Raw genomic sequence first — 11,609 nt, 5'->3', positions numbered from 1 at the left:
CATCACCGCGCCGGATCCGTCGCGGCAACCCGCGCTGCGCGCCCCCAAGGGGCTCCGGGGCGGGGGAGATGACGAGGCCGGAGGAGATGCCGGCGCCAAGCGCGACTTCATGGCGGAGCGTGCGGCCCGCCGCGCGGGCGCCGCGTCCAGCCGTGACGCGGGACCCGGGGGCCCGTCCGCGCCGCCGCCCGGGCGTTCGCGCCCGCCTCCGGGAGAGGACCGGGAGCGTGGCCCCGCGCCGCGCGCGTCCATGGTCTCTCCGGAAGGGGATGAGAACGGCTCCAGGATGCGGCGGATGCCGGTGGAGCGGGAGCGAGGCCCCGCGCCGCGCGCGTCCATGGGCGCGCCCGAAGGGGACGCGAACGGCTCGCAGATGCGCCGGATGCCGGTGGAGCGGGAGCGAGGCCCCGCGCCGCGCGCGTCCATGGGCGCGCCGGAAGGGGACGCGAACGGCTCGCAGATGCGCCGGATGCCGGTGGACCGGGGCTCGTCGGTGGGCCCCGCGCCCCGCTCCTCGACCGGGGGCATCCCCAGCCGCCGCGAGCCGGAGGGCACCCGGCCCACGCGTCCCGGACGGGTGGACCCGGAAGGGGCCCGCATCGGGCCTCCGCCCTCGCGCCTGGGCATGCGGGGGGAATCACGTCCCGTGGAGCCGGACGAGCCACAGGGCCGCTCCGTCCGGGCCGAGCGCCCCTCGCGACCGCCCGCCGACGCGGAGCCCCGGGCTCCCCGGCGTCCGGACCCCTCCGCTGAGGCCTCCGACGGGGCCCGGGTGCTGCGCTCGCGCACCGGAGGCCGTCCCCCGGCGGCGCGCCCCGAATCCGGAGACGAGCCCGAGCGTCCGCCGCGCGTGCTCGCGGGCCGTGCTGGCCCGCCCTCCGGGCAGGCATCCCCCAGGTCCTCGGAGGGAACGCAGGTGGGCCGCAGGCGGCCCGCTCCCGCTGACCGACAGGGCCCCGAAGGACCGGGCGGCCCTGGAGGGCGTGGACCGCGCGGCGGAACGCGCTAGCATCCGGTCCGCAAGGAGCAGCCCATGGCGATCGGCAAGGTAATCAAGGGGGACGGGTTGGCGGAGTCGGTGGTCGTCGCCTCGGAGCGACCGGCGCTGCGGCCGCCTCGCGCGGGCGTGATGAACGCCGAGGTCTTCGAGGCCCGCCAGGGCGCCCAGGGCATCATCGAGGAGGCCCACCGCGAGAAGGAGCGCATCCTCGCCGAGGCCCAGCGCGAGAAGGAGGAGCACTTCGCCAAGGCCCGGGACCTGGGACGCCAGGAGGGGCTCGCGCAGGCGACGGAGCTCGTCCTCCGCGCGAAGATCCAGGCCGGGGAGCTGCTCACCTCCCACGAGCGGGACATCATCGGGCTGGCGCTGAAGATGGCGGAGAAGATCATCGGCCGCGACCTGGAGCGGGATCCGGAGCTGATGGTGGACCTGTGCGCGGCGGCCATCGACAACCTGCGCAACGCCCGCGCCATGGTGCTCCGGGTGCACCCGAAGACGGCCGCGGTGCTGCGCGCCAAGCGCCCGGTGCTGATGGAACTCATCGGCCGCACGGTGGACCTGGCCATCAAGGAGGACCCGGAGGTCGCCCCGGTGGGCTGCATCGTGCAGACGGAGGCCGGCACGGTGGACGCGCAGCTGCCCACCCAGCTGGAGATGCTCCAGAACATCCTGTTGCCCGACCCCGCCCGCAAGAGCGGTCCGGCCTGAGCCTTTAGGAACCCGCCATGGCCATCGACCTCTCGCGCTATTACGACCTCATCAAGGAGGCGTCCCTCGTCCGGGTGCGCGGTCGCGTCACCGAGCTGACCGGCCTCGTCATCAAGGCGAGCGTGCCCAACGTCCGCATCGGCGAGGTGGTGCTCATCAAGAGCCGCCTGCGCGGCGCGATGAAGTCGGAGGTCGTGGGCTTCGTGGGCGACGAGGTGATGCTCATGCCCCTGGGCGAGCTGTACGGCATCGGTCCGGACAGCGAGTGCATCCCCACCGGCCGCCCCCTCACCATCAAGTGCGGCGACGCGCTCCTGGGCCGCGTGCTCAACGGCATCGGCGAGCCCATGGACGGGCGTCCCCTGGAGGGCGACGGCCTCATCGACTGGTCCGTGGACCGCGACTGCCCGGATCCGTTCACCCGCCAGCGCATCGAACGGCCGCTGCCCCTGGGCGTCCGCTGCATCGACGGGCTGCTCACCGTGGGCGAGGGCCAGCGCGTGGGCCTCTTCGCAGGCTCCGGCGTCGGCAAGTCCACGCTGATGGGGCAGATTGCCCGCAACACCCAGGCCGACCTGAGCGTCGTGGCGCTCATCGGCGAGCGTGGTCGTGAGGTGCGCGAGTTCATCGAGGACGCGATGGGCGAGGAGGGCATGAAGCGCGCCGTCCTGGTGTGCGCCACGTCCGACCAGCCCAGCCTCGTGCGTCTGCGTGCCGCCTACGTCGCCACGGCCATCGCGGAGTACTTCCGCGAGCGCGGTGGCAACGTGCTGTTCATGCTCGACACCGTGACGCGTCTGGCGCGCGCCCAGCGCGACATCGGCCTCGCCATTGGCGAACCCCCCGCGCGTCAGGGCTACCCGCCCAGCGTCTTCTCCATGCTGCCGCGCATCCTGGAGCGCACGGGCAACTCGGAGAAGGGCAAGTGCACCGCCATCTACACCTGCCTCGTGGCCGGCGGTGACATGGAGGAGCCCATCGCCGACGAAGTCCGAGGTATTCTCGACGGCCACTTCATCCTCAACCGCGCCCTGGGCGAGCGAAACCAGTGGCCCGCCATGGACGTGCTCGCCAGCCTCAGCCGTGTGATGAGCGGCATCGTCTCCAAGGAGCACAAGAAGGCCGCCGGCAAGCTGCGCGAGACGCTCTCCACCTACGAGAAGCAGCGCGACCTCATCCTCCTGGGTGCCTACCAGGCAGGCGCCGACGCGCGGACCGACTACGCCATCGAGAAGTACGACGCCATCATCGACTTCCTCAAGCAGGACACCCACTCCAACTCCCCCTTCGAGGAGACCGTGGAGCAGCTCATCGCCCTCTTCGAGGACTGATCGGGCCCGTCCCCGGAGGAGGGGGCACGGGCGGGGGATTTCCGGTTAGGATGCCCCCACCATGCCCCCGTACCGGTTGCAGGTGTTGCTGGACATGCGTGAGAAGGCGAAGGAGGAGGCCGAACAGGCCTTCTCCGCCGCCATCAAGGCGCTGGAGAAGGAAAAGCAGGAGCAGCTCCGCCTGGAGGCGGAGCTGGAGCGCCGTCGCAAGGAGCGCAAGGCGAAGGTCGCCGAGTACTTCCAGCAGATGATGGCCAAGGGCGCCGGCATCAGCGGCATGAACATGATGGGCCGCTTCGAGGAGCGCCTGAAGGACGAAGAGGCCCAGGTCGCCCTCCAGATTGAACACCAGAAGGAGGTCGTCAAGGCGGCCGCCCGCCTGGTGGAGCAGCGCCGCATGCTGATGGCCGAGGCCGCCAAGGAGCTCAAGGCCATCGAGAAGAACAAGGAAACGTTCGTGAAGCAGGTGCGCCAGGAGCGCCAGCAGCGCGAGGAGCTGAACCAGGAGGAGATTGGCAACGCCTTGTTCCTGGCCCGCCAGCGCAAGTAACCTCCCGCCGCCCCCGCAGTCAGGAGAGGACGCCATGAGCCGAGTTGACGATGATCGCGATGCCGCGCGCATGGCGGAGCGGATGATCCAGGAGCGCAAGCTCGCTGAAGCCAAGACCAAGAAGCGGGTGGAGGGCGAGTCGCTCTTCTCCAAGCTGGTCCAGCAGGGCCAGTCGGAGAAGGCCCAGCCGAAGACGGCGGAGCCCAAGACTCCGCAGGGGCTCGCCAAGCAGGTGCTCGCGCGCGCCACCCAGGGTCAGGCCAAGACCTTCGACGAGAAGCTCTTCCAGAAGGAAGCGGGCGCGGCCCGCCCCGGCGAGTCCTCCCAGGGCGCGCAGCAGACCCAGCGCAACGCGGAGACGCAGACGCTGGCGCAGCGCTCGGAGACCCGCAAGTCGGAGGCCACCGAGGACAAGCGCTCCACCGACGTGCGCGACGGCGACCTGACGAAGTCCGACGGCCAGTCGAGCCGCCTGAGCTCGGAGAAGGGTGAGCTCAAGACGGACGTCAACGCCGGCGGCGGCAAGGGCGGCAGCGGCGGCAACAAGGACAAGGACGACAAGGGCGGCCAGATGGCCGGCGCGGGCTTCCGCTTCAACCCCGCGCTGATGGCGCCGGTGCCGGTGGCCAAGCCCAAGGACATGGCCGGCTCGGAGCGCCTGCGCCAGATGGCCAGTGAGATTGCCCAGAAGATCGTGGAGCGGGTGCGCGTGGGCACCAACGCCGCGGGCAACGCGGAGTTCCAGATCGATCTGCGCGGGGACGTGCTCAACGGCCTCTCCATCAAGGTGAGCGCGAAGAACGGGAAGATCTCCGCCGTCTTCAGTGGCAGCGACCGCGATACGCTGAAGCTCCTCGAGGAGAACAGCGAGGGCCTGCGCAGCGCCCTGGGAGGTCGGGGGCTGTCGCTTGAGCAGTTGAGGTTCGAGGCGAAGACATGAGCCTGGAGCCGGACGACGAACCCGGAATCTACGAGCGAACCATGTTGGTCGACACCCGGAAGCTGGGGCCCCCCTCGAAGCCCGTCTCGGCACCGGCGGCGCCCGTCGTGCCATGGCGTCCCTTCGTCTTCACGCACCTGGAGAAGGTGTCGCGCGCGCAGGGCCTGCTGGCCGAACGCCTGCGCTGGCTGACGCCGAACCCGGGCACGCTGGAGACCGTCTGCGCGCGCCTCAAGGCGCTCTTCGACGTGGACGTGCGCCTGACGGTGGAGTCCGCCCAGGCGCGCCCCATGACGGAGCTGCGCCGCTTCCTGGGCGACCCGTCCTTCCTGGCGGTGCTCGCGCCCGGCTCGCTGAAGGGCCGGGTGGTGCTGGAGATCGAACTGTCGCTGGCGCACTCGGCGGTGGACCTGCTCCTGGGCGGCGCCGGTGAGACGGTGGGCCTGCGGCCGCTGACGGACATCGAGGAGGGCGTGATGGGCTACGTCGTCCTGGAGGCCCTCAAGGAGCTGGTGCCCGGGCTTCAGGCGGGCGTTCCCCGGCCGCGGCTGGACGGCGTGGCGCGCGGCGTGGACGAAGTCTCCGCGCGCCTGGGCGAGGATGGCCCCATGCTGGCGGTGCACCTGAACGCGCTGCTGGGCACGCACCGCGGCATCGTGCGGCTGGTGGTGCCGTCGGCGGTGCTGGAGGCGGCCGAACCCGAGGTGGAGAGCGCCCAGCGGCGCGAGCGGCGGCGCGCGGACATGAAGGCGCACGGGCGCCGGCTGTCCTCGCTGCGCGACTGGCTGCGCGCGGAGATTGGCGTGGCGGAGCTGTCCGCGCAGGACCTGGCGTCGCTGCGCATCAAGGACGTGCTGCTGCTGGACGCCCTGTCGGCGCGGCCGGACAAAGGCGAGCCCGGCACGGCGCAGCTGCGGCTGGGGCTGGGTCGCACCGGCCACCTCGCGGCGGACGTGTACCTGGAGAACGGCCGCTACCGTGCGCGCATCACGGACGTCGTCCCCGGGGAGACCGGCCACTCGCAGGGTGGGGAGTCCGGGGGCGGCGCGGAGGAGAACGAGGAATTCACCAACCCGGAGCTGGACGTTCCTCCGGAACTGGAAGGGGCGGCCTTGGACGACGCGAACAACCGGGATGGAAGCGACCTGCTCAGTGACCTGCCCCTGCAGGTGGCGGTGGAGCTGGCGCGCGTGCCCATCACGGCGGAGCAGGTGGTGGGGTTGCGCACAGGTCAGGTCATCGAGCTGCGGCGCGGGCCGGGCGAACCCGTGGACCTGTCGGTCAACGGCAAGGTGGTGGCCCGGGGCGAGCTCGTCGAAGTGGAAGGCCAGCTCGGCGTGCGCATCATCAACCTGGGATGAGCCTTCCCGCCCCATGCGTCAGGGCAGGCGGGCAGGGGACCCTGCCCGCGCCGGGGCCCGTGGCGGTCCCGACCCGGGTGCACTAGGCTCGCGCTCATCCATGGCAGTCCTCCGTCTCTCCTCCTCGCGCAGGTTGCTCGGCGCCGTGTTGCTCTTCGTGTCGCCCGCCGTCCTGGCGCAGGCGCCCGTGGCGCCGCAAGCGACCCCCGCCCCCGCGGCGCCTCCGGCGAAGGCCGAAGCCGTCGCTCCTCCCGCTCCGGTCCCGGACGCGCCGGCGGCCTCCGCCACGCCCGCTGCCGCACCCGTGCCCACGCCGGAGCCCGACGCCGCGAAGGCGGCGCGGGCCACGCGCCACGCGGACGAGCTGGACCGCGAGCTGGGCGTCGCCGCCCCCGAGGAGTCCGAGGCGCAGGAGAGCCTGGGCTGGGTGGTGGTGCGCACGGTGGCGCTCCTGGGCGCGGTGCTCGCGTCCATCTACCTGACGCTCAACGTGGGCCTGCGCAGGCTGATGGGGCTGCAGGGCGTGCCCGTGGGCAAGGCGTCCGTCGTTTCGGTGATGGAGCGCATCCCGTTGGATCAACGGCGCACGCTCTTCGTCCTGAAGGCCGCGGACGAGTACCTGCTGGTGGGCGGCGGCGAGGGTGGCGTGCAACTTGTGTCGAAGCTGGACCGCGACGCCGTGGAGCGCATCCGCGCTGCGCGGCCTCCGGCGGCGTCGGTGTCCCTGAGTCCTTTCCTCCAGAAGCTCCTCTCCCGCCGGAGCGGTGGCCCCACGCCGCCGCCGGGCGTCTGAAGGCCGTCCCGTGAACCGTTCGTCTCCCGCCCGCCCGCTCCTGTTCCGCGCTCCGCCCTGGCTCTTCGCGGCCATTGTGTCGCTGCACCCGTTCCTTGCCTCCGCGGCGAAGAAGGGAGGGGACTCGGTGCCAGACTCCGTGGTGAAGGAGGCGGTGAGCTCCGACTCGTTCACCTCCCGCCCCCTCATCCTCATCCTCGCGCTGGCGGCCATGTCGCTGGTCCCGTTCGCGCTGATGATGGTGACGAGCTTCGTGAAGATCTCCGTGGTGCTCTCCATCGTCCGCTCGGCGCTGGGCACCCAGCAGATCCCCCCCACCCAGGTCATCACCGGCCTGGCCATCATCCTCACCGTCTACATCATGGCGCCCATCGGCCAGGAGATGTACCGGGCGGGCGGGGTGGACATCTGGTCGCGGGGAACGGCGGTGTTCTCCTCGGAGACGGTGGGCACGCTGCTGGGGGCCGCGGACAAGTCCAAGGAGCCCTTGCGTGAGTTCCTGATGAAGAAGGTCACCAACAAGGACCGCACGCTCTTCTACAGCCTGGCGAAGAAGATGCGGAAGGAAGAGGACCGCAAGGACATCACGCCCAACGACTTCATGATCATCGTCCCGGCGTTCGTCGTGTCCGAGCTCAAGGAGGCCTTCCAGATCGGCTTCCTGCTCTTCGTGCCGTTCATCGTCATCGACATGGTGGTCGCCAACATCCTCCTGGCGCTGGGCATGCACATGCTGTCGCCCACGACCATCTCCATGCCCTTCAAGCTGCTCCTCTTCGTGCTCGTGGACGGCTGGTACCTCATCGCCAAGGGCCTGGTCATCGGCTACCTGTAAGGAGCGCCGCACTCCTATGAATCAGCTCACGTTCATCACCCAGGAGGCGTTGTTCCTGGTGCTCGTCGTCTCCGCGCCGCCGGTGCTCATGAGCCTCCTGGTGGGCTTCCTCATCTCGCTGTTCCAGGCCACCACGCAGATTCAGGAGCAGACGCTCACGTTCGCGCCCAAGGTCGTCCTCGTCTTCGGCGTGCTGGCCATGACGGGGCCGTGGATTGGCGGGCAGCTCTTGCGCTTCACCTTCCACGTCTTCGACCGCTTCCCGGCGCTCATCGGCAGATGAACATCGGCGAAGTCATGGCCGAGGTGAGCGCTCGGTACAACCTGTCGCTCATGATCTTCACCGTGGCGCTCATCATGTGCCGCGTGATGCCCCTGCTCATCTTCAGCCCGTTCCTGGGCGGTGAAGTGGTGCCGGCGGAGATGAAGCTGGGCCTGGGCCTGCTCATCGCCATCGTGCTGTTCCCGTCCGTGAGCGACCGGATGGAGAACATCCCCATCAGCGCGCTCCCGTACATCGCGCTCCTGTGCAAGGAGATCTTCATCGGGCTGTGCCTGTCGTACATCGTCAACATCGTGTTCGACGCGGCCCGCGTGGCCGGCACGCTGGTGGACACGATGTCGGGCAACAACAACGCCCAGCTCTTCGTGCCACAGCTGGGCACGCAGGTGTCGCTCTTCTCCAACCTCAAGGTGCAGCTGGCCGTGGTGCTGTTCCTGTCGCTGGACGGGCACCACATCATCATCAAGGCGCTCGCGGACAGCCTCCAGATTGTCCCCCTGGAGGGCTTCCCGCACTTCAGCCGGGGCGTGTGGCCCTTCTTCGACCTGATGATCCGCGCCTTCGCGGACCTCTTGAAGGTGAGCCTGGCGCTGGCCGGTCCCGGCATGGTGGCCGCGTTCGTCACCGACCTGTCCCTGGGCGCCATCAACCGCGTCGCGCCGCAGATCCAGATCTTCTTCATCTCCATGTCCCTCAAGCCGCTGGTGAGCGTGTTGATCATGTTCATCGCCATGCACGTGATCATCGGGCGCATGCAGCTGGAGCTGGCCAACATGCTCCGCATGGTCCAGCACGCCATCCGCCTGCTGGCCTAAGGCGCCCCGGGGTTCCTCCATGTCGGAAGAGAGTGGCGACAAAACAGAGGAGCCGTCGCAGAAGAAGCTCGACGACTCCCGCAAGAAGGGCCAGGTCTGGAAGAGCAAGGACCTGACGGCCGTGGCCGTGCTCGCCGCGGGCATGGGCATCGCGCGCGCCACGTGGGAGACGGTGGAACAGGAGATCTCCACGCTCTTCCGATTCAGCTTCGAACACATCGCCCACTCGGACGACCTAGGGCTCGCGACGACGCAGCTGCTCTACATGGGACTGAAGACGCTGCTGCTGCTCACGGTGCCGGTGGCGGGCGGCGCGGCGGTGCTGGGCGGGCTGTTCGACTTCCTGCAGGTGGGGTCGCTCTTCACCATCGACCCGCTGATTCCCAAGCTGGACAAGCTCAACCCGCTGGCTGGCTTGAAGAACATGTTCACGAAGAAGGCCTTCGTGGAGCTGCTCAAGAACCTCATCAAGATTTCCGTGGCCGCCTACATCGTCTACGGCGTGGTGCGCGACTCCATGCCCCTGGTCATCGAGACCGTGCGGCAGGACACGCACGGCATCATGACCATCCTGGGGGAGATCATCTACCGGGTGAGCGTCCGCATCCTGATGCTCTTCGTCATCTTCGGCATCTTCGACGTGTGGTGGCAGCGCAAGTCGTACATGAAGGACATGATGATGACGAAGGACGAGGTCAAGAAGGAGTACAAGCAGAGCGAAGGCGACCCGCACCACAAGGCCAAGCGCAAGGAGCTCCACCAGGAGATCATGGAGGGGGCCCAGATGGAGTCGGTGAAGGACGCGAGCGTCATCGTCACCAACCCGGACCACGTCGCGGTGGCGCTCATCTACGACCAGGGCAAGGACGGGGCGCCCCGGGTGCTCATCAAGGGGATGGACGCCAAGGCGGAGCGCATCAAGGCGCTGGCGCGTGAGTCGGATGTGCCGCTCTTGCGCAACGTGCCGCTCGCCCATGCGCTGCTGCGCGTGGAGGTGGGCCAGGAAGTACCCGAGGAGCTCTACGACGCGGTCGCCGAGGTCCTGAACTTCGTCTACGGGTTGAAGCAGAACGCGGCGCCGGCGGCGCGCGCCTGAAGGAGGGTGCCATGGCCAGTGACGAAGAGGCGGACATCGCCATCGCCATCAAGTACGACAAGAATGCGGATGGCGCCCCGCGCGTGGTGGCCAAGGGCATGCGGCTCAAGGCGGAGAAGATCAAGGAGATCGCCAAGCAGTACGGCATCCCCGTGATGCGCAACGTGTCCTTGGCGCACGCCCTGTACCGGGTGGACGTGGGCCAGGAAGTCCCGGAGGAGCTCTACGACGCGGTCGCGGAGGTGTTGAACTTCATCTACACCCTCCAGCGGGAGCAGGCGGCCGGACGCTGAAGGGGGCTGGACGCGGCCCCCTCACCTGGGTTGAAGTCGGGCCACCATGGCCAGAATCAACAATCCGCCCCCCAGTACAGCCCTTTGGCCCTGGGGTGGTCCCCGCAGTGTCCGCGAGCGGCTGGTGGACCCCGCGCAGCTCGAGCGGGCGAAGAAGGCGCGCAAGGCGGGCAACCCGAAGAACCCGGCGCTCGCGTCCGCGGCGCTGCTGGACTTCATCGGCCCGGCGCACTCGTCGGAGGAATTGCGGCTGCCCCTGCCGCCGCACCCGGGCGGGCATGACGCGGACCTGGAGGGCTTCAGCGACCGGCCCCACCTGGCCAGCGTCGCCGGCCGCGGGGACGACGGGCAGCGCATGATGCTGGAGCGGGGACTTGCCCGCGTGAACGCGCCGCCGGAGCGCCTGGAGCGCCTCAAGGCCCTCCTGCAGCGCGAGTCCGCGATGCTGGGCCTGGTGGATCAGGTGAGCGCGGAGTCCCAGGAGATCATCCGCCGCATGTGGGAAGAGCAGAAGGACGAGGGCTACTGACCCATGGCGTCGCTGGACCCCGAGGACCCGCAGGACGAGGCGAAGCTCACCGCGCTCCTGCAGCGCTGGGCGGAAGGCAAGGCCACGCTCCGCGAGGTGCGCGGCTACTCGAACGACGAGCTGTACGCCATCGCCAAGACGGCCTACTTCTTCTTCTACCAGGGCCGCATCGCCGAGGCGCGCACGCTCTTCCAGGGCCTCTACGCGGTGAACCCCACGGACGTGTACTTCGCCAAGGCGCTCGGCGTGGTGGAGATGGCGGCCGGCAACGGCCAGGGCGCGCTCGCGGCCTTCGACGTCGCGGCGAAGCTCGCGCCGCAGGATCCGTCCGTCTACGTGGGGCGCGCGGAGGTGAAGCTGGCCATGGGCCAGAAGCCCCAGGCGCTGGAGGACCTGCGCCGCGCCGCGGCGATGTCGCCCGTGGATGATCCGGTGGTGCGCAAGGCCGGCGCCATGGTCAGCGCGCTGACGCGGCGCTGAGCCCCTGCCGCGAAGCCCTGGGGGGATTCCAGGGTTGGAGGAGCTTCAGGAGTTTTAAGCCACCCTGGATGTTCTGCTAGGGTGCGCGTGTCAACCATCCCTCTTCACCCGAGGACAGTGCCATGTCGAATCCGAATCCTGATCCGCGAGTCCCCGCTGAGATGCCGCCGGCTGCGTCGGAAGAGCTGACGAAGCAGCGCGAGTCCATCATCGTCGGGCTGGACGCCGCCGCGAAGGGTGCGACCGGGACCCTCCAGCAGGTGCTGCGCAAGATGTCCGAGCTGCTCGTCAACACCAAGGACGGCGCTCAGATGAACATGCAGCTCTACCAGGACGTGAAGGACGCCTTCAACCGGCACCTGGGGGAGGCGGGCAAGAACCCGCAGCTGGCCTCCATGCCGCCGGTCCTCATCGAGTCGGTGGAGTGGATGCAGACCTACCTGACCGAGCGCGGTGTCGCGCCCAAGGCCGCCGCGGCTCCCGCTGCCGCCGCGACGCCCCCCGCCGCGGCCAAGCCCGCCTCCTCGACGGGCCCCAAGGACGCCTTCGAGAGCAGCTCCGCGGCGAAGAAGCGCGCCATGGTCACGGGTGACGT

14 protein-coding genes and 1 pseudogene are annotated in these 11,609 nt (G+C 69.6%); all 15 read left to right on the top strand.

The features are described from left to right. A pseudogene (locus D7V93_RS45200) lies at nucleotides 1-1,009 on the top strand (hypothetical protein); the annotation flags it as partial. Between the two features lie 24 nt (nucleotides 1,010-1,033). Continuing rightward, nucleotides 1,034-1,708, top strand: coding sequence for a FliH/SctL family protein (locus D7V93_RS26280; RefSeq protein WP_120646011.1), 675 nt, complete (start codon nucleotides 1,034-1,036; stop codon nucleotides 1,706-1,708). Between the two features lie 17 nt (nucleotides 1,709-1,725). Then, on the top strand, nucleotides 1,726-3,039 hold the full coding sequence (sctN, locus tag D7V93_RS26275; RefSeq protein ID WP_120616198.1) for a type III secretion system ATPase SctN: 1,314 nt from the start codon (nucleotides 1,726-1,728) through the stop codon (nucleotides 3,037-3,039). A gap of 61 nt (nucleotides 3,040-3,100) precedes the next feature. After that, nucleotides 3,101-3,589, top strand: a complete 489-nt coding sequence (locus D7V93_RS26270; protein WP_120646010.1) for a flagellar assembly protein FliH — start codon at nucleotides 3,101-3,103, stop codon at nucleotides 3,587-3,589. 34 nt (nucleotides 3,590-3,623) lie between these two features. Next, on the top strand, nucleotides 3,624-4,529 hold the full coding sequence (locus D7V93_RS26265; RefSeq protein ID WP_120646009.1) for a flagellar hook-length control protein FliK: 906 nt from the start codon (nucleotides 3,624-3,626) through the stop codon (nucleotides 4,527-4,529). Beyond that, nucleotides 4,526-5,890: a type III secretion system cytoplasmic ring protein SctQ gene (sctQ, locus tag D7V93_RS26260; protein ID WP_120646008.1), complete on the top strand. Its 1,365-nt coding sequence runs from the start codon at nucleotides 4,526-4,528 to the stop codon at nucleotides 5,888-5,890. The genes D7V93_RS26265 and sctQ overlap by 4 nt, the downstream gene beginning before the upstream one ends. 100 nt (nucleotides 5,891-5,990) lie before the next feature. After that, nucleotides 5,991-6,683: a flagellar biosynthetic protein FliO gene (locus tag D7V93_RS26255; RefSeq protein WP_120646007.1), complete on the top strand. Its 693-nt coding sequence runs from the start codon at nucleotides 5,991-5,993 to the stop codon at nucleotides 6,681-6,683. Nucleotides 6,684-6,693: 10 nt separating this feature from the next. After that, a complete protein-coding gene (sctR, locus tag D7V93_RS26250; protein WP_120646006.1) occupies nucleotides 6,694-7,518 on the top strand; it encodes a type III secretion system export apparatus subunit SctR in 825 nt (274 codons plus the stop codon). A gap of 16 nt (nucleotides 7,519-7,534) precedes the next feature. Beyond that, nucleotides 7,535-7,801 carry a flagellar biosynthesis protein FliQ gene (gene fliQ / locus D7V93_RS26245; RefSeq protein ID WP_014398418.1) on the top strand — a complete coding sequence of 89 codons (267 nt, stop codon included), beginning with the start codon at nucleotides 7,535-7,537 and terminating at the stop codon, nucleotides 7,799-7,801. After that, nucleotides 7,798-8,616: a flagellar biosynthetic protein FliR gene (locus tag D7V93_RS26240; RefSeq protein WP_120646005.1), complete on the top strand. Its 819-nt coding sequence runs from the start codon at nucleotides 7,798-7,800 to the stop codon at nucleotides 8,614-8,616. Before fliQ ends, D7V93_RS26240 begins: the two co-directional genes overlap by 4 nt. A gap of 19 nt (nucleotides 8,617-8,635) precedes the next feature. After that, nucleotides 8,636-9,712, top strand: a complete 1,077-nt coding sequence (gene sctU, locus D7V93_RS26235; protein WP_120646004.1) for a type III secretion system export apparatus subunit SctU — start codon at nucleotides 8,636-8,638, stop codon at nucleotides 9,710-9,712. Nucleotides 9,713-9,723: 11 nt separating this feature from the next. Further along, nucleotides 9,724-10,005, top strand: coding sequence for an EscU/YscU/HrcU family type III secretion system export apparatus switch protein (locus D7V93_RS26230; protein ID WP_120646003.1), 282 nt, complete (start codon nucleotides 9,724-9,726; stop codon nucleotides 10,003-10,005). Nucleotides 10,006-10,051: 46 nt separating this feature from the next. Next, entirely contained in the window at nucleotides 10,052-10,534 is a 483-nt protein-coding gene (locus D7V93_RS26225; protein ID WP_120614863.1) for a hypothetical protein, read from the top strand. A 3-nt stretch (nucleotides 10,535-10,537) separates the two neighbouring features. Beyond that, nucleotides 10,538-11,014, top strand: a complete 477-nt coding sequence (locus D7V93_RS26220; RefSeq protein WP_120646002.1) for a SycD/LcrH family type III secretion system chaperone — start codon at nucleotides 10,538-10,540, stop codon at nucleotides 11,012-11,014. A 122-nt stretch (nucleotides 11,015-11,136) separates the two neighbouring features. Further along, nucleotides 11,137-11,609: hypothetical protein (locus tag D7V93_RS26215; protein ID WP_147451330.1), on the top strand; the 473-nt coding region annotated here is incomplete at its 3' end.

It is taken from the genome of Corallococcus llansteffanensis, assembly GCF_003612055.1.
In the GTDB taxonomy this organism is placed as follows: Bacteria; Myxococcota; Myxococcia; order Myxococcales; family Myxococcaceae; genus Corallococcus; species Corallococcus llansteffanensis.
This window is presented reverse-complemented; position numbering and strand designations above follow the sequence as displayed.

Bases quoted from the DNA above. Each gene is read 5' to 3' on its own strand.
- D7V93_RS26270 (WP_120646010.1), top strand. From the start codon at position 3,101: ATGCCCCCGTACCGGTTGCAGGTGTTGCTGGACATGCGTGAGAAGGCG.
- sctN (WP_120616198.1), top strand. From the start codon at position 1,726: ATGGCCATCGACCTCTCGCGCTATTACGACCTCATCAAGGAGGCGTCC.
- D7V93_RS26280 (WP_120646011.1), top strand. From the start codon at position 1,034: ATGGCGATCGGCAAGGTAATCAAGGGGGACGGGTTGGCGGAGTCGGTG.
- D7V93_RS26255 (WP_120646007.1), top strand. From the start codon at position 5,991: ATGGCAGTCCTCCGTCTCTCCTCCTCGCGCAGGTTGCTCGGCGCCGTG.
- sctQ (WP_120646008.1), top strand. From the start codon at position 4,526: ATGAGCCTGGAGCCGGACGACGAACCCGGAATCTACGAGCGAACCATG.
- D7V93_RS26230 (WP_120646003.1), top strand. From the start codon at position 9,724: ATGGCCAGTGACGAAGAGGCGGACATCGCCATCGCCATCAAGTACGAC.
- sctU (WP_120646004.1), top strand. From the start codon at position 8,636: ATGTCGGAAGAGAGTGGCGACAAAACAGAGGAGCCGTCGCAGAAGAAG.
- D7V93_RS26220 (WP_120646002.1), top strand. From the start codon at position 10,538: ATGGCGTCGCTGGACCCCGAGGACCCGCAGGACGAGGCGAAGCTCACC.
- fliQ (WP_014398418.1), top strand. From the start codon at position 7,535: ATGAATCAGCTCACGTTCATCACCCAGGAGGCGTTGTTCCTGGTGCTC.
- D7V93_RS26225 (WP_120614863.1), top strand. From the start codon at position 10,052: ATGGCCAGAATCAACAATCCGCCCCCCAGTACAGCCCTTTGGCCCTGG.
- D7V93_RS26265 (WP_120646009.1), top strand. From the start codon at position 3,624: ATGAGCCGAGTTGACGATGATCGCGATGCCGCGCGCATGGCGGAGCGG.
- D7V93_RS26240 (WP_120646005.1), top strand. From the start codon at position 7,798: ATGAACATCGGCGAAGTCATGGCCGAGGTGAGCGCTCGGTACAACCTG.